This is a genomic window from Streptomyces sp. NPDC085937 (assembly GCF_044540535.1).
In the GTDB taxonomy this organism is placed as follows: Bacteria; Actinomycetota; Actinomycetes; order Streptomycetales; family Streptomycetaceae; genus Streptomyces.
Window position 1 is genome coordinate 90,028 of record NZ_JBITSH010000018.1, and the last position, 17,845, is coordinate 107,872.

Annotated in this window: 22 protein-coding genes; 14 read left to right on the forward strand and 8 right to left on the reverse strand. The window is 69.9% G+C overall.

Annotated elements, in window-relative coordinates; translation table 11 throughout:
* Positions 1 to 8: 8 nt before the first annotated feature.
* Genes ACIF8S_RS29535 through ACIF8S_RS29580 form a run of 10 tightly spaced genes read left to right on the forward strand, consistent with a single transcriptional unit; the run spans position 9 to position 11,218 of the window.
* Positions 9 to 4,319, forward strand: a complete 4,311-nt coding sequence (locus ACIF8S_RS29535; RefSeq protein WP_400003181.1) for a hypothetical protein — start codon at positions 9 to 11, stop codon at positions 4,317 to 4,319.
* A 9-nt stretch (positions 4,320 to 4,328) separates the two neighbouring features.
* Positions 4,329 to 6,557, forward strand: coding sequence for a hypothetical protein (locus tag ACIF8S_RS29540; protein WP_400003183.1), 2,229 nt, complete (start codon positions 4,329 to 4,331; stop codon positions 6,555 to 6,557).
* Positions 6,558 to 6,560: 3 nt separating this feature from the next.
* Positions 6,561 to 7,652: a DUF5047 domain-containing protein gene (locus ACIF8S_RS29545; RefSeq protein ID WP_400003185.1), complete on the forward strand. Its 1,092-nt coding sequence runs from the start codon at positions 6,561 to 6,563 to the stop codon at positions 7,650 to 7,652.
* Positions 7,649 to 8,383 carry a hypothetical protein gene (locus ACIF8S_RS29550; protein WP_400003187.1) on the forward strand — a complete coding sequence of 245 codons (735 nt, stop codon included), beginning with the start codon at positions 7,649 to 7,651 and terminating at the stop codon, positions 8,381 to 8,383. Before ACIF8S_RS29545 ends, ACIF8S_RS29550 begins: the two co-directional genes overlap by 4 nt.
* The gene (locus ACIF8S_RS29555; RefSeq protein ID WP_400003188.1) at positions 8,383 to 8,970 is read left to right on the forward strand and encodes a hypothetical protein; all 588 of its coding nucleotides are present in this window, start codon (positions 8,383 to 8,385) and stop codon (positions 8,968 to 8,970) included. Before ACIF8S_RS29550 ends, ACIF8S_RS29555 begins: the two co-directional genes overlap by 1 nt.
* Before the next feature lie 58 nt (positions 8,971 to 9,028).
* Positions 9,029 to 9,892 carry a hypothetical protein gene (locus ACIF8S_RS29560; protein ID WP_400003189.1) on the forward strand — a complete coding sequence of 288 codons (864 nt, stop codon included), beginning with the start codon at positions 9,029 to 9,031 and terminating at the stop codon, positions 9,890 to 9,892.
* A gap of 3 nt (positions 9,893 to 9,895) precedes the next feature.
* Positions 9,896 to 10,258, forward strand: a complete 363-nt coding sequence (locus ACIF8S_RS29565) for a hypothetical protein (RefSeq protein ID WP_400003191.1) — start codon at positions 9,896 to 9,898, stop codon at positions 10,256 to 10,258.
* Positions 10,258 to 10,701: a hypothetical protein gene (locus ACIF8S_RS29570; protein ID WP_400003192.1), complete on the forward strand. Its 444-nt coding sequence runs from the start codon at positions 10,258 to 10,260 to the stop codon at positions 10,699 to 10,701. The genes ACIF8S_RS29565 and ACIF8S_RS29570 overlap by 1 nt, the downstream gene beginning before the upstream one ends.
* Positions 10,698 to 11,060 carry a hypothetical protein gene (locus ACIF8S_RS29575; RefSeq protein ID WP_400003194.1) on the forward strand — a complete coding sequence of 121 codons (363 nt, stop codon included), beginning with the start codon at positions 10,698 to 10,700 and terminating at the stop codon, positions 11,058 to 11,060. The genes ACIF8S_RS29570 and ACIF8S_RS29575 overlap by 4 nt, the downstream gene beginning before the upstream one ends.
* 2 nt (positions 11,061 to 11,062) lie before the next feature.
* Complete coding sequence (locus ACIF8S_RS29580; protein ID WP_400003196.1) at positions 11,063 to 11,218, forward strand: hypothetical protein; 156 nt, start codon at positions 11,063 to 11,065, stop codon at positions 11,216 to 11,218.
* A 47-nt stretch (positions 11,219 to 11,265) separates the two neighbouring features.
* On the opposite strand, the gene ACIF8S_RS29585 is transcribed toward ACIF8S_RS29580, so the two are convergent.
* From ACIF8S_RS29585 to ACIF8S_RS29595, 3 genes are all read right to left on the reverse strand, one after another.
* Positions 11,266 to 12,702: a D-glucuronyl C5-epimerase family protein gene (locus ACIF8S_RS29585; RefSeq protein WP_400003198.1), complete on the reverse strand. Its 1,437-nt coding sequence runs from the start codon at positions 12,700 to 12,702 to the stop codon at positions 11,266 to 11,268.
* Between the two features lie 139 nt (positions 12,703 to 12,841).
* Positions 12,842 to 13,171 carry a hypothetical protein gene (locus ACIF8S_RS29590; RefSeq protein WP_400003200.1) on the reverse strand — a complete coding sequence of 110 codons (330 nt, stop codon included), beginning with the start codon at positions 13,169 to 13,171 and terminating at the stop codon, positions 12,842 to 12,844.
* A gap of 78 nt (positions 13,172 to 13,249) precedes the next feature.
* Positions 13,250 to 13,768, reverse strand: coding sequence for a hypothetical protein (locus tag ACIF8S_RS29595; protein WP_400003202.1), 519 nt, complete (start codon positions 13,766 to 13,768; stop codon positions 13,250 to 13,252).
* 332 nt (positions 13,769 to 14,100) lie between these two features.
* Between ACIF8S_RS29595 and ACIF8S_RS29600 the strand changes: the two genes are divergently transcribed.
* Positions 14,101 to 14,676 carry a recombinase family protein gene (locus tag ACIF8S_RS29600; RefSeq protein WP_400003204.1) on the forward strand — a complete coding sequence of 192 codons (576 nt, stop codon included), beginning with the start codon at positions 14,101 to 14,103 and terminating at the stop codon, positions 14,674 to 14,676.
* A complete protein-coding gene (locus ACIF8S_RS29605; RefSeq protein ID WP_400003205.1) occupies positions 14,673 to 15,020 on the forward strand; it encodes a hypothetical protein in 348 nt (115 codons plus the stop codon). Before ACIF8S_RS29600 ends, ACIF8S_RS29605 begins: the two co-directional genes overlap by 4 nt.
* 565 nt (positions 15,021 to 15,585) lie before the next feature.
* Here ACIF8S_RS29605 and ACIF8S_RS29610 read toward each other — a convergent pair.
* Positions 15,586 to 15,804 carry a hypothetical protein gene (locus tag ACIF8S_RS29610; RefSeq protein WP_400003207.1) on the reverse strand — a complete coding sequence of 73 codons (219 nt, stop codon included), beginning with the start codon at positions 15,802 to 15,804 and terminating at the stop codon, positions 15,586 to 15,588.
* A 10-nt stretch (positions 15,805 to 15,814) separates the two neighbouring features.
* Complete coding sequence (locus tag ACIF8S_RS29615) at positions 15,815 to 16,018, reverse strand: hypothetical protein (RefSeq protein ID WP_400003209.1); 204 nt, start codon at positions 16,016 to 16,018, stop codon at positions 15,815 to 15,817.
* Positions 16,019 to 16,132: 114 nt separating this feature from the next.
* On the opposite strand from ACIF8S_RS29615, the gene ACIF8S_RS29620 reads away from it, so the two are divergent.
* Positions 16,133 to 16,399 carry a hypothetical protein gene (locus ACIF8S_RS29620; protein WP_400003210.1) on the forward strand — a complete coding sequence of 89 codons (267 nt, stop codon included), beginning with the start codon at positions 16,133 to 16,135 and terminating at the stop codon, positions 16,397 to 16,399.
* Positions 16,400 to 16,514: 115 nt separating this feature from the next.
* Here ACIF8S_RS29620 and ACIF8S_RS29625 read toward each other — a convergent pair whose 3' ends face one another.
* Together ACIF8S_RS29625 and ACIF8S_RS29630 are read right to left on the reverse strand one after the other, a co-directional pair.
* A complete protein-coding gene (locus ACIF8S_RS29625) occupies positions 16,515 to 16,694 on the reverse strand; it encodes a hypothetical protein (RefSeq protein ID WP_359493065.1) in 180 nt (59 codons plus the stop codon).
* A gap of 33 nt (positions 16,695 to 16,727) precedes the next feature.
* Positions 16,728 to 16,979, reverse strand: a complete 252-nt coding sequence (locus ACIF8S_RS29630; protein ID WP_400003212.1) for a GntR family transcriptional regulator — start codon at positions 16,977 to 16,979, stop codon at positions 16,728 to 16,730.
* A 221-nt stretch (positions 16,980 to 17,200) separates the two neighbouring features.
* Here ACIF8S_RS29630 and ACIF8S_RS29635 point away from each other — a divergent pair, with 221 nt between their 5' ends.
* Positions 17,201 to 17,401 carry a hypothetical protein gene (locus ACIF8S_RS29635; protein ID WP_400003214.1) on the forward strand — a complete coding sequence of 67 codons (201 nt, stop codon included), beginning with the start codon at positions 17,201 to 17,203 and terminating at the stop codon, positions 17,399 to 17,401.
* A 162-nt stretch (positions 17,402 to 17,563) separates the two neighbouring features.
* Here ACIF8S_RS29635 and ACIF8S_RS29640 read toward each other — a convergent pair whose 3' ends face one another.
* Positions 17,564 to 17,794, reverse strand: coding sequence for a helix-turn-helix domain-containing protein (locus ACIF8S_RS29640; protein ID WP_400003215.1), 231 nt, complete (start codon positions 17,792 to 17,794; stop codon positions 17,564 to 17,566).
* Positions 17,795 to 17,845: the final 51 nt, after the last annotated feature.

Sequence of the window (17,845 nt, forward strand, 5' to 3'; positions counted from 1 at the left end):
GAGGTGCCGTGGCCGCGATCAGCGTGGGCTCTGTCGAGGTCGATGTCGTCCCGAACGCTCGGGGTATCCGGGCGCGGATGCAGGCCGCGGTCGTCCCGGCCGCCGATGAGGTGGGCAACGAGGTCGCCCGCCTCATCGGGCGGCACATTTCCCGGGGTGTGGCGGACGCGGTCCGGCAGGGCGTGCAGAACGGCGCCCGTACCGCGACGCCCGCCGCTGTCCGGGGCGGCCAGCAGACGGGTTCGGCGTATGGCCGCAGCCTGAAGGCGAGCGTGCAGGCCGCGCTGCGGGACCTGCCGGAGATCCGCCTGGACGCGGACTCGACTCCGGCGCAGCGGGAGATCGCTCAGATCCGAGCGCAGCTTCGGACTCTCGCGGACGTCGAGGTGGGCGTCGACATCGACGCGGGTGAGGCGCAGGCGCGTATCGCTCAGTTGCAGGCCCGCCTTCAGCGTCTCGCGGCCTCCGACGTGGACGTCGACGTCCGCATGGATGTCACGTCCGCGTCCGCGCAGCTGGCAGCGTTTCAGGCTGCGGTGAACCGGCTGGACGGGCAGACGGCGAACGTCGACGTCGATACCCGGTCGGCGGCGGCGAACCTGCACTTGCTGGCGACGGCGGCTCTGGCCTTCGGCCCGGCGATCCTGCCGGTGCTGCCGGTGGTGGCGGCCGGCCTGGGCGCGGTCGCCGCCGCGGCGACGGCGGCGGGCGTCGGTCTTGGCGGTATCGCCCTGGTGGCGGTGCCTGCGTTCAAGCAGATCGGTGGTGTGCTGCAGGCGCAGAAGGCGGCGCAGGACGCCGCGACGAACGCGACGATGCGCGGTGGTCAGGCTGCCGCTCAGGCGGCGTCACGCGCGAACCAGCTGGCGAGCGCGCAGGCTGCGGTGGCGTCGGCGGAGCGTAACGGCGCCCGGCAGATCGCGCAGGCGCAGAAGGCTGTCACGGACGCCCGCCGGGCTGCCGCGCAGGCGGCGGCGCAGGCTTCCCAGCGTGCGGCTCAGGCGGCCCGCGCGGTGGAGGACGCCGAGGAAGCCCTCGGCGACGCCCAGCGGGACGCTCGCAAGGCGCAGGAGGATCTGACGGCCGCCCGCCGTACTGCGGCGCGGGAGTTGCAGGATCTGAACTCGCAGTTGGCGGGGTCGGTCCTGGACCAGCGGGACGCGGAGTTGTCGCTGACGGAGGCGACGGCGGAGCGGGACAAGGTCCTGCGGAACGCCAACGCGACGGAGCTGGACAAGCAGCGTGCGCTGCTCGCCTACGACCAGGCGGTGCAGCGGCTGAAGGACCAGCGCACGGAGACGGCCCGCCTCAAGCAGGAGACGGCGGCGGCGAACAAGGCCGGCGTCGAGGGCTCCACCACGGTGAAGTCGGCGCAGGAGCGTTTGGCTGAGGCGCAGGAGCAGGTCGCGGACCGCACGCAGGCGCTGCGGGACGCCCAGGCGGAGCAGGCGCGCACGGCGGTCGAGAACGCTCAGCGGATCAGCGAGGCGCAGCAGCGGATCGCGGATGCCCAGCAGGGTGTGGCGGACGCGCAGGTGCAGGCGGCGGAGCAGGCCGCGGCGGCGCAGCGGCAGCTCGCCCAGGCGCAGCAGGCGGGTGCCGGGACGGTCGACCAGGCGGCGATCGCGCAGGCGAAGTACCGTGCGGAGTTGGCGAAGTTGTCGCCGGCTGCCCGGCAGACGATGCTCGCGTACACGGGTCTGCGGGACGCGTTCGGGGAGTGGTCCCGATCCTTGCAGCCCGCCGTGATGCCGATCTTCACGCGGGCGCTGAACGGGCTGAAGAACAGCCTGCCCGGGCTGACGCCTTTCGTTCTGGAGGCGGCGGACGCCATCAAGGGCCTGCAGGACCGGGCGTCGGCCGGGTTCAAGAAGCCGTGGTGGCGCGAGTTCAAGGCTGACCTGGAGACGTCCGTGGGCCCCGCCATCGAGGGCCTCGGCGTCAGCTTCGGCAACGTGTTCAAGGGCATGACGGGCGTCGTGGGCGCCTTCCTGCCGCACATGGACACCATCAGCGCGCGCATGCAGAACCTCACCCGTCGGTTCGCCGACTGGGGTGTCAGCTTGAAGGACTCCCCGGAGTTCCGGGACTTCCTGTCGTACAGCTCGGACATGGCGCCGCGACTGGGCGAGGCCCTGAAGGAGATCGCCACCGCGGCGCTGCGGATCGCGCAGGCCATGTCGCCGATCTCGTCGATCGTCCTCGGCATCGTCACGAAGGTCGCCGAGGGCATCGGCTGGCTCGCCGACAAGGCGCCTTGGCTGGTGCAGACGATCTACGGCATCGCTGTCGCGTTCACCGTGTGGCGCATCGGCGTGATCCTGTGGACTGCGGCCATGAAGGGCGCGGCGATCGCTATGCGCCTGTTCAGTGCTGCCATGGCGATGAGCCCGCTCGGGTGGATCGTCATCGCCGTCATCGCGGTGGTCGCGGTCATCATCCTGCTGTGGAACAAGTGCGAATGGTTCCGCAACGCGATCAAGACCGTGTGGGAGGCCATCAAGACGGCGGCGCTCGCGGTGAAGGACTGGTTCGCCGGCCCGTTCGCGGACTTCTTCACGAAGACCATCCCGGCTGTGTTCCGGTCGGTGCTGGACTGGGTGAAGCGCAACTGGCCGTGGATCCTGGGCGCCCTGACGGGCCCGATCGGTCTCGCCGTCGTCTGGATCATCAAGAACTGGGACAAGGTCCGGGCCGGGCTGAAGGCCGGCTGGGAGTGGATCAAGAGGAACGTCTTGTTCCCGGTGAGGGACTTCTTCACCAAGACGATCCCCGGCTGGGCGCGCGCCCTCGCCCAGCGGGTCGGTGAGCGCTGGGACGCGATGATGGCCGGCCTGTCCAAGGGCTGGGGCTGGCTGAAGAAGAACGTGCTCTACCCGATCCGGGACTTCTTCACGAAGACGGTGCCGGGCTGGGGCACGACCCTGAAGAACAGGCTGGTCAGCGCATTCGACTCGGCGGCCGATGGTATCGGGCGCGCGTTCAGCGCCGTCCGTAGCGCCGCCCGCAAGCCCGTCCAGTACGTGGTGGACGTCGTGTACAACAACGGCATCCGCGGCGTGTGGAACCGGGTGGCGAGCGCCTTCGGTGCGCCGAAACTGAGCTACTACAAGTTCGCCTCGGGTGGCGTCATGCCCGGCTACACGCCGGGCCGTGACGTGCACAAGTTCATGTCCCCGACCGGCGGGGCGCTCGAACTGTCCGGCGGCGAGGCCATCATGCGGCCCGAGTTCACACGGGCCGTCGGTAGCGGGTTCGTGCACTCCCTCAACTCGGTCGCCAGGTCGCGCGGCTCGCAGGGTGTGAAGGCTGCCCTGGCGCCGATCCTCGGCGGCAACCCGCGCACGCCGACGGACACCTCCCTGCGGTACTCCACCGGAGGGGTGGTACAGAAGTTCGCGGACGGCGGCATCTTCGGCTGGATCAAGAAGGCCGGGTCGAAGGCCGTCGGCGCCGGGTCCGCAGCCTGGAACAAGATCAAGGAGGGTGCTTCCTGGCTGGGTGACACCCTCGAGGCGTCTGCCCGGGCGGGCGTCAACAAGGTCGTCGACCCGCTGTTGAAGAAGTTCCCCGGCATGGACACCGGTTTCGGCCGGCTGATCCGCCACATCCCCGACAAGGTGATCAACGCCCTGTTCGGGTACAGCAAGGAGGCCGACAAGCGGGGCGGCAGCGGCATCGGCGGCCCCCGCATCCAGGCGGCGCTGCGCTGGGCGAAAACCCAGCACGGCAAGCCCTACCAGTGGGGCGGCAACGGCAACCCCTCGTGGGACTGCTCCGGGTTCATGTCGGCGATCGAGTCCGTCATCCGCGGGCAGAAGCCTCACCGCCGCTGGGCGACGATGGCGTTCCGCGGGAAGACGGCCCCTCCCGGCTGGGTGAAGGGCGGCAACTCCCCATTCAAGATCGGCATCACGAATGCGGGCGTCGGCCACACCGCGGGCACCATCGGCAAGACCAACGTCGAGTCGAGAGGCGGCGACGGCGTCGTCGTCGGCTCCCGCGCCCGTGGCTACAAGGACCGCCTGTTCACCGACTGGTACGGCTTCAAGCCGGGGTCCTACGACTCCGGCGGCTACCTGCAGCCTGGGCTCAACCTCGCCTACAACGGCACCGGCCGGCCCGAGCCAGTGTTCACCACGCAGCAGGCGAACGCCCTCACCTCCCTCGCGGCGAGGGGTGGTTCGTCGGGCCCGGCTCGCTTCGAGGGCGACCTCTACCTCGACAGCGGGGAGTGGCTCGGCCGGGTGCGCGGTGAGGCGACGGCGGTCATGCAGGAGGGGCAGCGGCAGCTGCTCCGCACCATCGAAGCAGGCTGAGGAGGTCACATGGCGATCCCGGGAAACTTCCTCAGCCCCACGACGGAGAGCATCGACCCGAACACCTCCGGGTGGACGGCGAAGCTCAACGCGACACTGTCGAAGGGGACGGGCGGCCGGAACGGCGGGGACGGCTGCCTGGTCGTCAAAAGCATCGCCGCGGGCGAGATCCAGGCCCGCACCGTCTCCTCCTACCCGGTCACCGCGGGCACCGTGTACTACGCGTTCGCGGACGCGGCCGGGGTGAGCACGGAGCGGATCGGTATCCGCTGGCTGACGGCAGCGGGCACGGAGGTGGCGGTGTCGTGGTCGCTGACCACGCTCACCGCCTCCTCCGGCTGGCATCGCGTGTCCGTGGCCGCGCACGCCCCGGCGGGCGCCACGCAGGCGCAGGTCCTGCTGTCGTCCACCGAGACCGGGGCCGCTGTCTCCCACTACTGGGAGAACGTCTACCTCGGCCTGCCGCTGCGCACGGTCGGCAACCTGCTGCCGTTCAACACCGAAAGCTCCGAGCTGGACGCTTCCGGGTGGGCGCCCATCGTCAACGCCACCATCAGCAGGCAGGTCCCGGTCGTCAACTGGGCGGTCACCAACTGGCTGGCCGGCGGGCACACGCTCGCCATGACGGCGGTCGCCGGCGGCAACGCCAGCATCCTCGCCGTCGACCGGCCCGCCGCGACACCCGGGCAGGAGTACCTGGCCTACGCCTACCTGCAGCCGCCGACCGTCGCGTCGACGGCGTGGATCGAGCTGCGCTTCTACGACAGCGTCGGCAACCAGATCCAGGCCACCCGCTCGACGCTGGCGCCGCCGACACCGGCGACCGGCATGTACCGGCAGCGGGTGTCCGCCACAGCGCCCTCCACGGCGGCCACCTGCTCGGTGGCGGCCGGCCTCGACGGCGCGTCGGCCGGGCAGGTGCTGCGCCTGGAGAGCATCGTCATCGTCGCCGCGCCCGAGCTGCAGGCCGGCACTGTCGTGCCGTATGCGGACGGCTCCTTCGAGCAGGGCGTCGCCGGATGGACGGTCGCCTCCGGGGTTGCCTCGATCGCCCGCAGCAGCCCGTGGGGAGATGCCTCACTCGACGGCTCCTACTCGCTGCGCGTGTCCTCCTCGACCGCCACCACGAGCGTGCTCCGCTCGGCCCGCTTTCCCGTCCGCCCCGGCGTCAACTGGCGGGCACTCGTTCACGCCGGCGCGGACGTCCTCACGTGGACGTCCATCACGGTGAGGGTCCGCTGGTACGACGCCGCGAACACTGACCTGGGCGCCTCCACGGGGACCCCTTACGCGCTGCCGACCACGTCCTGGTACGCGCTGGCCTCGGATGCGGTCGCCCCGGAGGGCGCCACGCAGGCGGCCGTGGAGATCGTGGTCGCCGCGTCCGCGTCCGCGTCCGTCCTGTTCGTCGACGCGGTCGCCCTGTGGGAGGTGCTGCCGCTCACCGCGGTGACCGCCAACTCCGACGGCGGATACACCACGCTCACCCTGCGCGAGCTGACCGCCGACTTCGAGGTGACCGTGCACCGGGTCACCCCGGACGGGGTGCGCACCCTGGTCCGCGGCGATGGCGGGCTCATCGAACGGCAGCTCGTCGACTCCGACCTGATGGTCATCGAGGACCATGAGGCGCCGATGGGTGTGCCCGTCTACTACTACATCGAGTTGTACGACCCGGACGGGGAACGCTCCACCCGCTCCTCCAACACGGTCACGCTCACACTCGCCGACATCAACGAGGCCTGGCTGAAGGACCCGGGCAATCCGCAGCGGAACCTGCGGGTGCTGGTGGCGAAGGCCCCGGACTGGCAGCGGCCCATCGAGCAGAGCTCGGTCGTGGTGCGGGGCCGCCGCAACAAGGTCATCCTCAGCGGCAGGCGGCAGGGCCTCGAAGGTGAGCTCGCCGTGTGGACCCGCTCGGACGAGGAGCGGCAGGCGCTGCACCAGTTGCTCGACTCGGGCAGCACCCTGCTGTGGCAGACGGCCCCGGGGATGGGCGTCGGCGACATGTACGTCGCTGTCGGTCAGATTTCCGAGGGGCGGGTGGGTGCGCTCGCGCAGGAGGCGTGGCGGGCCTGGTCGCTGCCGCTGGTCGAGCAGGACATGCCCGTCACCACCGGCGTCAACGGTGCGAAGGGCCGCACGTGGCGGGACGTCCTCACCGAGTTCGGTACGTGGCAGGACGTCCTGGACACCTACGCGACGAACGAGGACTTGCTTCTCGACCGGCGGAGGTGAGCGATGTATCCCGTCTCCGACCGGTTCCTGGCCCGGCTCGCCGAATCCCACCGGGTGGCCACCGAGGTGAAGCTGTTCCTCACGGACGGCAGGGTCATCGACCTCGAGCACACCGGCGGTTCGGTGACGGTGGACCGCTCCCAGGCGATCCGCCGCACCTGCACCGTCACCGTCCCCGACCCAGCGCTCATCCCCCGCACGCCGGCCGACCAGCTCGCCACCTACGGCGCCCGTCTGCGGATCGCGCGCGGGGTGGAGTACGGGGACGGCACGCGGGAGCTGGTGCCGCTCGGGGTGTTCCGCCTGGACGACGTGTCCGGCGACGTCAACGACGGGCCGGTCACTCTCTCCGGCAAGGACCTGTCCGCCTGCGTCGCCGACGACAAGTTCACCGCCCCCTACACGGTGTCGGGGACGGTCCTTGACGCGATCGGCGCGATCATCGGCCGGAGCCTGCCCGGCACCGACATCCTTGCCCTGATTGACAACACGGCGATCGGCACCCGCACCTGGGACATTGAAGCCGACCCGTGGGCGGCCGCGCAGGAAGTCGCTGCCGCGGCAGGCGCCGACGTGTACGCCACCGTCGACGGCCTGTTCGCCGTGGCTCGCCTGCCCGCGCTCACCGACGTCGACCCGGTCTGGGCGGTCGAGGCGACGGAGGGCGGCGTGTACGTCTCCGCCAGCAGGGCCATGAGCAGCGCCGGCGTCTACAACGGGGTCCTCGCCCGCGGCGAGAACAGCAGCGACAACGCGCCCGCCGTCTCCTACCTCGCCACCGACGACGATCCCGGATCGCCCACCTACTGGGACGGGCCGTTCGGCCGGCGGCCGATGTTCTACAGCTCCAGCACGCTGACCACACTCGGCGCCTGCGAGCAGGCCGCCACCTTCAAGCTCCGTGACGCGCGCGCCCCCAACTCCACCGGCGACCTCAGCTCTCTGCCGAACCCGGCCCTGGAACCGGGCGACGTAATCCGGGTCACCCACCCCGACGGCACCCGCGAACTCCACCAGATCGCTTCCTTCAGCGTGCCGCTCGACGAGGGCGGCGAGTTTCCCATCACCACGATCAGCGCGCGGGAGGACGCATGACCTCCTCCACCCACGCCGTACACCGGGATCTCGCCTGGGCGCTGAAACAGCAGGCCCTGCGCGCCGGGGAGGGCTCGCCGGCGGTGCGTGGCGCGGACTGGCGCATGGCCGCCGTCACCGGCGTCAACGGCGACGGCACCGTCGCCGTCGACGGCATCCCCGCCGTGCGCTGCCTGGACACCTACGTGCACCCCGCGGTCGGCGACATCGTCCTCATCACGCAGTCCAGCAGCGGCAACTGGGCAGCCTGGGGGCGGACGTCGACGGGCGACATCGCCATCGGGCAGACCGTCACCGCCCGCAAGACCGTGTCCACGCCGCGCGCGTCGACGACGACCGTGGCCGTCGACCCGCACCTCGCACTGCCGGTCGTGCCCGGCATCTACAAGCTGGACGCGTTCCTCATGTACGACGGGGACGCTGCAGCCGACATGAAGCTGGGCTGGTCGGCGCCGGCCGGGACGACCGGCGCGTGGTGGCCCGGCGCCATGGATTCCTCCGGCGCCGCCTTCGCCTCCCTGCCCCGCTGGGGCGCCTTGTCCGACATCACCACGTCGACTCTGAACGTCGGCACGATCGGCGCGAACACGATCGTCGTCTGCCGCCCGGTCGGCACCGTCGTCGTCACCATCGCGGGCACGTTCGCACTGCAGTGGGCCCAAGGTGCGTCCAGTGCGACCTCCACCATCCTGCGGGGCCAGTCGACGCTCGAGCTACGGAGGATTGCCTGATGGCCAGCACGGACGACTACGGGCAGGGCGTCAACATCGCCTCGCTGACGGATGCCCCGGATGCGGAAACCCTGGCGAAGAACATCGCCAACGCCCTGGCGCCGCGGTCGGTGATGCGGTTCGCGTCGGCGTCCACCCGCGCCGCCACGCTGGCCGATGCGCACGCGCCCGTCCCCGGCATGATCACCTACCTGGGCGCGGAGGAACGATGGGAGGGAAGGCAGGGATCGTCCTGGGTGCAGATGACACCCGGCCCGTGGATCCCCCTCAGCTTCGCCTCCGGGTATGTGGCGTACTCCGGCAGCCCCGCCTACCGCCTGTGGGGGGACGTGGTGCAGCTCCGCGGGGCCATCACCCGCAGCAGCGGGCACCTCGTCAAGGGCACGGTCACTCTCTTCGCGACCCTCCCGTCCGGGTACCGGCCGTCGACCACGCAGCACCTGCCGGCTGCTGTCGGCAGCACCGTCGCCCCGGGCGGCCGGCTCGACGTCCTCACCAACGGTCAGATGTCGTACCTGATCGGCACGAGCGCCACCAACGACGTCGACGTCTTCAGCTTCTCCGGCCAGTCCTTCTCCATCACCTGACCCCGTCCCGACGCCCCGCGCCCCACCGGCCGGGGCTTCCCGCCCACCTGGAGGCCCCATGGCCAAGACCGGACCGCAGCGCTACCCGGGCGCATCCACCACCTACTGGTACGGATCGAAGTACCCCGGGTCCGCCATGGAGTCCAACGTCGTCGTCTGGCACACCACCGAAGGGACCGCCGTACCCGGCTACGACGGCGGCGCCTCGGCCCCGAACTTCACCGCGGCACCGGACTTCACCGCCAAGCGGCTCGTCTGGTATCAGCACTTCGACTTCGATGTCTCCTCCCGCGCCCTCGTCAACAAGGCGGGCGGCGTACAGACGAACACCCTGAACGTCGTGCAGGTGGAGATCGTCGGCACCTGCGACCCGGCCACCCACACCAGGTGGCAGAAGGCTGGCCGCGCCCACCTGTACACCCCCGAGCTGCCTGACTGGGCGATCCGCGACCTGGCCGCCTTCGCGAAGTGGGCCCACGACAACCACGGCGTACCCCTCACCAGCGGCGTCACCTTCAAGGCGTACCCGTCCAGCTACGGCAACTCCAGCGTCCGCATGAGCTACGGCCAGTGGGGCAACTACCGCGGCCACTGCGGACACCAGCACGTACCCGAGAACGACCACGGCGACCCGGGCCTGCTGCCCATGGCCGCCATCCTCGCCACCGCCAAGGGCGGAACCACCGCGCCGGAATCCAAGGAGGACGACGACATGCCCAGTGCCAAGGAGATCGCCGAGGCGGTGTGGGCGCACCCCATCGAGAACAAGGTCCGCCTGGACGACAACGGCAAGCCGAAGCTGACGCCGGCCTCGTCCTTCCAGCGCTCCGAGGACAGCCACTATGACGCCCTCGCCAAGCGCATCGACAACCTCACCACCCTCGTCGAGCGGCTCCTCGCCGCCAACGCCAAGGAGTCCTGACTCATGAAGATCTTCGGCAGAGAGCCCGCTCTCATCATCGCTTCGGTGTCCGCCGGCCTGTCCCTGCTCGTCACGTTCGGGTTCGGCCTCTCCGCCGAGCAGGCCGGCGCCATCGTCGCCGTCATCAGCGCCGTGTTCGCTGCGGCCACCGCCGCCGTCACCCGGCCGATCGCGCCCAGCGCGTTCACCGGCCTCGTCGCCGCCGTCGCTGCGCTCCTCGCCGCCTACGGCCTCGACCTGTCCGCCGAGAAGATCGGCGCCATCAACGCCGTCGTCCTCGCCGGGCTCGCCCTCCTGACCCGCGGGCAGGTCGCCCCGACCAGCCCGGCCGCGCCCGCCACTGCCGAACCGCCCCGGGCGGTCTGATGCCCTGCCGTGCGGCCCGGCGGGTCTACAAGAAGCTGGGCCGCCGCGGCTGCTTCCTCACGATCCTCGGCATCGGCAAGACGAGCTGGGGCATCAGCTTCCTCGTCACCCCGCCCGACGACCACGGCCTCCACCTGCTGACCCAGTTCTGCGGGCTCCGCCACTGGTCCTGGCTGTGGATCATCTGCGGACTCGTCACCTTCACCTCGGCGTTCCTCCGCATCGGCCGCGACTGGTTCGGCTTCGTCGCAGCCTTCATACCCCCCACCGTGTGGGCCATCGCCTACACCGTCGCCGCCATCAGCGGCGACTACTCACGCGGCGTCTTCGTCGCCATCTGGTATCTCACCTCGCACGTCGGGGTTATCTGGTGGGCGAGCACGGTGCCCGAATACTCGGTCCCCCCAGCGCCGCGACCGCCCCGGAGAGGCAAGGCGTCATGAACGTCGCCGAATGGGCAGGCATCGTCGGGGCCGCCGGCAGCATCCTCGGAGGCGGCGGATGGTTCGTATCCCGCGCCACCCGGGACGCCGCCCGGGCAACCGCCGCAGCGACCGAAGCCGCCGCCCGAGCTAACGCCGCACCCGCACAACAGGCGGCCAACCTTGCCGTACTGGAAGCCACCGTGAAGCGCGTGGACGAAGAGAACGGGCAACTCAGGGGGAAGATGTCCCGCCTGGAGCGTGTCGTCAGCGCGTTCGCCTGGACGACGGACCGGTGGGCCCGCCAGATGCTGCGGGCCGGCATCGAACCCGAGCCCGCGCATCCTCTGGTGGACGAGTACAACCGAACTGGAGTCTGAACATGCCCACCCCCATACCGCGCCACCCGCGGCGGGACGACACTGCCGCCGACATGGGCACCCTCGTCCTTCTCGGCCGCGAGGAACCCCAGCCCGTCCCTGCGCCGTCCACGAACCCGCTCCTCGAGCCCGACTGGCCCGCCGAGGAGGCCGAGTAGCGAAGCACCCCACCGCCCCGGCGGTGGGGTGCTTCTTCACGTCCAGGTCAGGCGCCCGCAGGGCCAGCGGAGTCGACGGTCACCGAGACAGCCGGCACCCAGTAGCCGGTCAGCCCACCCGCCGTGATCTGGAAACACGGCCGGCCGTTGACGATGGCCCGTCGGTCCGTCGGCGCATTCGACGGGCTGGCGAAGCTCACCGTCTTCGTATCGGTGACCGTGCCGTCCGCCGCGACCTTGTACGTGGCCACCGACGTGCCGCCACCCGGGAACGTCACGGTCCTCGCGGGCCGGTACTGCGTCGTCAGATGCTCCCCGAGCAGGAAGCTGTTCGGCCACGCCTCACCCACCCACCAGCCGCTGTAAGCGCCCGCGCTGATCCGGTAGTGGATCCCCCGCCCCTGGATCCGACGCCGCATCGGCGCCGGGGCCTGCGTCGCCCGCGAGAACGTGACACTCTTCGACTCCAGCACAGCGTCCGCCCTCGACGACGCCCACGAGCCGTCCGACGCCGTGTCGAACCGGTACAGCGTGTGCGTGCCCGCACCGAACTGGACCGTGCCGGACACGCCCGCCGCCGGATAGTCGTCCACCAGCCGGTCCGTGTGCTCGGCGAAATCCATCGACCCCGTCTGCCAGTGCAGCTGCCGGAACAGGTTGATGTGGTGCTGGTGGTAGGAGGCCGTCGGGATGCGGTGCGTCTGACAGTAGTAGGAGATCCACCGCTGGTTCCGCAGCAGCGGAAAGTACCGGGCGATGGTGGTGGCGCACCCGTCGTACAGGGCTGCCGCCTCCTGGCTGCCGGTCACCTGGTAGTAGTCCCACAGCCCGAACATCGCGAAGATCATGCCGTTGTACGTGTAGTCACCCGCGCCCGGCGTACTGCCCGGGTACTCCTGAATCCACAGGTAGCCGGCCGAGTTGACGTTGACCACCCACGGGGAGGCGTCGTCCGCGATCGTCAGCGACGCCAGCGCGCCCGCCGCCGCCGACAGATAGCGGGCCCGGTCCGCGTCGCACACCTCGTCCAGCTCGGCCAGCTGCACGAACAGGCTGATGGCCTCGCCCTGCGCCATCCCGGAGTACCAGGGCGCGTCGTAGTCGACGCCCGTGTGCACGGCGTGCGTGAACGGGAAGCCGTAAGGGAACCACCAGGCGTCCCGCTCCTCGACGTGCCGGTCGATGAGCCGCTCCGCCTGCGCGCGCGCCCGCGTCAGGAACACCGCGCGGCGCGCCGGGTCCGGCTCGGTGCGGTAGCTGGCTATGCAGCCCAGCCCGAACTGGGCCTGCCCCACCGGGTGGTCGAAGCCCGTGCTGCCGCCGTCCGGGTAGTACAGGTACTCGCCTGCCGCGTTCAGCCGGTACGCGCCGGTGGACGGTGACACGTTCTCCCACCTGGTGGGCCGGTCCCGCCACGGCCGCATCGACTCCGGCAGATCCGTTACGAGCTGGTAGCCCGCCTGGTTGTACGTCAGTTGCGCCATGCAACCAGTGTTGTGCATTGCGACCAAGAAGGCGAGATGGGTTGTACGGTACGGCCAAAAGGCCACGGTGCCTGAGCACGGCAACGCCCCCGCCTCCTCGCCGCTGACGCGGTGGGGGAGTGGGGGCGCTTCGCTGTGCTCAGGCGCCGCGCCCGACAACGATCCTGCGCCCGTCCCAACGCAGGATGTCTCCGAGGCTCGCGACCTGGGGCGGTTCACCATCGCGCTGGAAGGTGAGGCCGTTGGCTCCGATGCTGGCGTGGTAGCCGTGTCGTCGGCACCACTGGGTGGTGACGTCGAGGCGCAGCCCAAGGTGAAGGCGCAGAGTCATCGGATCAGCACCATCCCGGTTGCCGACCATGTAACGGAGCGAATCGCGCATGCGGCGCAGCCGGTCGGCTTTCCGCATGCTTACAGCACGACCCGCTTCACGGTCGTACTGGTGTGACACTTCCAGGAGATCGGTCACGGCTGCCTCCTCCGGTATGCCCTCAGTATGGCAGGGGAGCCACGCGGCCACATGCCTGGGCGCTTCGCTGTGCGGCCCTCAGAACTCCAGCTGCTTCTTCACCTCGGCCACGTGCGGCCCAGAATCCGTGGACGGCATCTCCCAGCGGTGCGCCTGCTCCTCACCGTCGATGTAGATGAGCGTCCCGCCCTTCGCCTGCTCCGGCGTCAGGTCGAACACCTGCGACCGCCACTGCCAGCCGCCCGGCTGCACCGGGTCCGCGTTGTTGTACTTGTCCATGACGACGTTGAAGGCGTTGCCAGACTGGGTGTCGACCATCTCCCCGTCGGCCGTCATCCACTTCCACCCGCCGCCCGAGATGGGCGCCGGCTCGTCCGCGGCGACCGCCGTCATCGCCTTGTCCTTCATCGTGACGACGGCGAACACCCCGTTCGCGGCGGTCTCCCCGGCGCCCTCCTCCACGAACACCACCGTGTCCGGCGTGATCTCCAGGACGCCGGTGCCGCCGTCGCCCGTCGTCCGGGCCGGCGTTCCCAGCTTCGCGCTGCCCTCGACCGCACCCGGCGTCGGCTCCTGGCTCGGCTGCGCAGACGCCACAGGCGGCTTCGCCTCCGGCTCGCCGCTGTCTCCGCCGCCGCACGCGGTCAGAGCGGCCAGGAGCAGAGCAGCCGTGGCTGCAGTGGTGCGAACACGCATGAGTCCCCCCAAGGTTGAACGTGAGGGACACCGTAGACCGCGTGTGTGGGAAGTGTGTGCAGGTGTCGCAGAGTCGTGACACGGCGCCACCCGGACGCGGGCTGAGTGGGCGTCGAGAAACGAACGGATGACGGGCTCTCGGCGGGTAACTACATCTCCCCAGGCGAGATATGACGAGAACTCGTGTCCTTAACTATGTCGCGCAAACGGTTCGTAAGCGCTACATTGAGTCCATGAGAATCGGATACGGGCGGGTCTCCACCCGCGACCAGAACCCCGACGCCCAGGAGGACGCACTCAAGGAAGCCGGCTGCGAACGCATCTTCGTCGACAAGGCGTCCGGCAAGCTCGCCTCCCGGCCTGAACTCGACAAGGCGCTCATCGCCGCACGCGAAGGCGACCAGTTCGTCGTCACCAAGCTCGACCGGCTCGGCCGAAGCCTGAAGAACCTGATCGAGCTGGTCGACCGGCTGAAGGAACAGAAGGTCGGGCTCGTCATCATCGACCAGGGCATCGACACGAGCACCAACATGGGGCGGATGTTCTTCCAGATCCTCGGCGCCATCGCCGAGTTCGAGCACGCCATGATGGTCGAACGCACCCACGACGGCCTCGCCGCCGCCCGGGCGCGTGGACGGGTCGGCGGCAGGAAGCAGGCCCTCAAGCCGCGTCAGGTCAAGCTCGCACAGGAGATGTACGACGAGCTGGGCGACGACGGCAAGCGTAAGCACACCGTGCAGGACATCGCCGACGAACTCGGCGTCGCCCGCACCACCATCTACCGCTACCTGGAAAGGAAAAGCGTGTGAGCGTCAACTACTACGCCTTCGGGCCGTTCCCCGGTGGCGAGCCGGACGGACCGGGTCTGCACATCGGCCAGTACGTCCACGGGCACCGCTTCCTCATGCGAGCCCACCCCGACCAGAACCTGACCACGCTCGCCGACTGGATGGCCTTCCTGCGTCAGCCGCACGTCGTCATCCGAGCCGAGCACGGCGTCCAGTACAGCCCGGATGAACTGGAGGCCACCATCCGCGAGCGGAAGACCGCACAGGGCTGGCCCCGCAAGGACCGCTGGGTCCACGGCTACGAGCGGCCCGGCTACCACGTCGACCGCGAGGGAGTGGAGTTCTGCGCCTTGGAGTTCTGCTGAGCCAGCCTGCGCAGCACAGCGCCCCGCCCAGGGTAAGTGGGCGGGGCGCCGCTGCGTCAGCCTAGCTCGTGCTGCCGGGCTCTCAGCCCCAGGCGGTGTCATCGCTCATGGCACCTCCCCAAGTAGGTGCGGCCTGCCAGCGGGGAGAACCCCACGCCCCCGAGGGGGTCGCTGCGAACGAGGCAGGCCGCCTGGTCACGGTACGCGGAACACCGCCGTCCTGTCATGGGGTCGTGCCACACTGGCCGCAGGCCCGCCGTGCCGTCCCCCGTCCCGGCGGGCCTTCCATTTGCGACGCCCTGGCGCTGTCAGCGGCCCCTCGTAGACTGGCCGGACTATCAGCCCATGCTGGCGCAGTGCTGAGAACGCCCCGTCTGGTCACGCAGGCGGGGCTCGCTGCTAGAGGAGGACGTCGTGCTTGGTCGCCTGCTTCGCCGCCTGTCTCGCCGTCGAGGCGGCACGATGCCCGCCTACCGCCCCGCTGATGGCGAGCGCCTTGTGGTCCTCTCGCCGGGCAGGGTGGAACTCCCGTCGGGAGGAGAGGGCCTCCTCCCGCCCGAGGTCGTCAGTCGGATGAACCAGGCTCGCCGTCCCCCGCGTGCCTGACGGTCTTCTTGAGTGCCATCTCCGCCTTGTGCCGGTCGAGCCGGGCCTCGGTCGCGTAGGCGGTCAGCCGGTCCTGCACCGCGCCCGCCAGTTCCGGCGTCAGCGTGCCGGCCTGGATCGCCGCCCACGCCTCACGCTCAGCCGCCAGCAGGTCATCAGGGAACTCGAAGTCGCTCACGGCCGGGAGCCTACTCCTCGTCGTCTGGCGGTTCGGGGGTGGCTGGCCGTCGCGGGTGTTCGGCGTCGGGGCGGCGGACGTACCACTCCATGAAGCGGCGGAGTTCGGCTGACCGGTCGCTTTCTGCGCGCCGTGTAGCCGCTTCGAAGTCGCGCCAGAGCTCTTCGTCGATGCCGCGTAGTCCGCGCACTGGGTGCTTGTGCATGTTGGCCATGGGGGAATCCTCGCAGGGTGGTTGACCACCCGTCAAGGCTGTGCCATATTGGAGTAATCGGGTGGTCAACCACCCCGGGCCAGTGGACACGTTCAACAATCAGGAGGGACCGAGATGACCGGGACCGTCACGCAGGTTCAGCACCGCATCACCATCGACCTCGACCAGCCGCAGGAGTTCACCGACCTCGTAGGGCGCACCCGCAAGGTCCATGCCGTCCGCATCGAATACGGGCTCAGCCCCCTCGCCCACAGGGTCGACGTCGTCGTCGAGTACGCCGACTCCGCTGCCCTCATCCCGCCGGCTGCCGACATCCCCGCGTGGATGCAGTCCCTCATCGACCAGTACAAGCCCGACGGTCCCGCCTGCGCGCTCCGCTGATCCAGCCTGGATCTTGACCTGTTGCCGTCCGACGGCGGGACCCTGACGGCACCGAGGTTTCACGGACCTCCGTAAAAACCGGTCTACCAGGCTTTTCCGGTGACCACCGAAGAAGCTACGCCGCGGTCGTCACCTCGGCGCGCACCGCCTCCGCGTACTCCCGCAGCAGCTCCTCGTACTCGCCGCGCTCCACGTCCGACAGCCGCCGGCGGGTGCGCTCCAGCAGGGCGCGGATCTCCGCGTTCACCACAGCAGAAGGCCGCGCGGGACCCTGCGGAAGCGAGGCAGGAGACATGCCCCGATCGTATCCGCGAGCCCCGACAGCCACCTATGACTTCCCAGCGGGCGGCTGCGGCAACTCCGTCACGAACGTCCCGATCCCCGGCTGCATCTCCGCCAGGCCCGCCTTGCGGAGCTCGGTAAGCACCCGCCGCGCCGTCATCTGAGAGATGCCGAACTCGCCGCAGATCGCCACCACCGACGGCAGTTGCTCGGCCGGCGCGTAGGTGCCGTCCAGGATCCGCTCGCGCAGCACGTCGTGCACCTGCTTCCATCGCGGCACATCCGGCTTCCACTTCATGATCCGGACGCTAGGCGCGCTCACTCCGCCCGGCGAGACGAGTGCACCTATCGCACCTATCGCGCCTATCTGGCGGGGGTACGCTGCACCTATATGCGAGTGCCCCCGGGGAGCGTGGGCCGCCACCCCGGAGGCGAGCCGACGAACGGAGCGTCGACGTGGACGAGCCTAAGAGCCCCGAGCCCCCCGCCGGTAGACGGCAGACCGGACTCCCGCCCAGCGTGCGCCTCAGCCCGCTGCAGGAAGCATGGGGCGCCTACGTCCACCACTCCCTGCGCCAGTGCCCCGTGTGCCGGCGCGCCGACGGCAGCCCCTGCGAGACGGCCGAGGAGCTGTATCGCGCCTACCGGGAGGTCGGGAAGCAGGTCACCGAAAAGGTGTGGGGGACCGGGGGAGGAGCAACCTTGCCTCCGGGGCAGTGAACGCCGTTCGCTGTTGCCCCGCAGGAAAGCCCAGGCCAGAGGGCAACTAGCAGTTAAGGCGTGTTCTTGAAATGGGTACTGTCACCCACTTCCCATCGGGATCAACGTCCTGTTGACTCTCGGTCTATAGCCACGGTCAGGAAGCGGCCGCAGCGGCGCAACTCAGCCGTGGAGGAGGTCGACGACGTGTACCCGAAGAGCGTGAGCCACGACGAGCAGGTGGCTCAACTTCATCTCGTGCCCGCCCTCCATACGCTGGATCGTCGACCGGTCGATGCCGGCGGCGTAGGCGAGGGACTCCTGCGTCATGTTCTGGTGGAGGCGTCGCACGCGGATGCGGTCGCCGACCGCGCGGCGGGCCGCGGGGACCCACTCGGGCAGTTCGGCTGGCACGCGGCCAACGTCTTACGATCATGATCATAAGTCAGCAGCAGATTTGAGGCA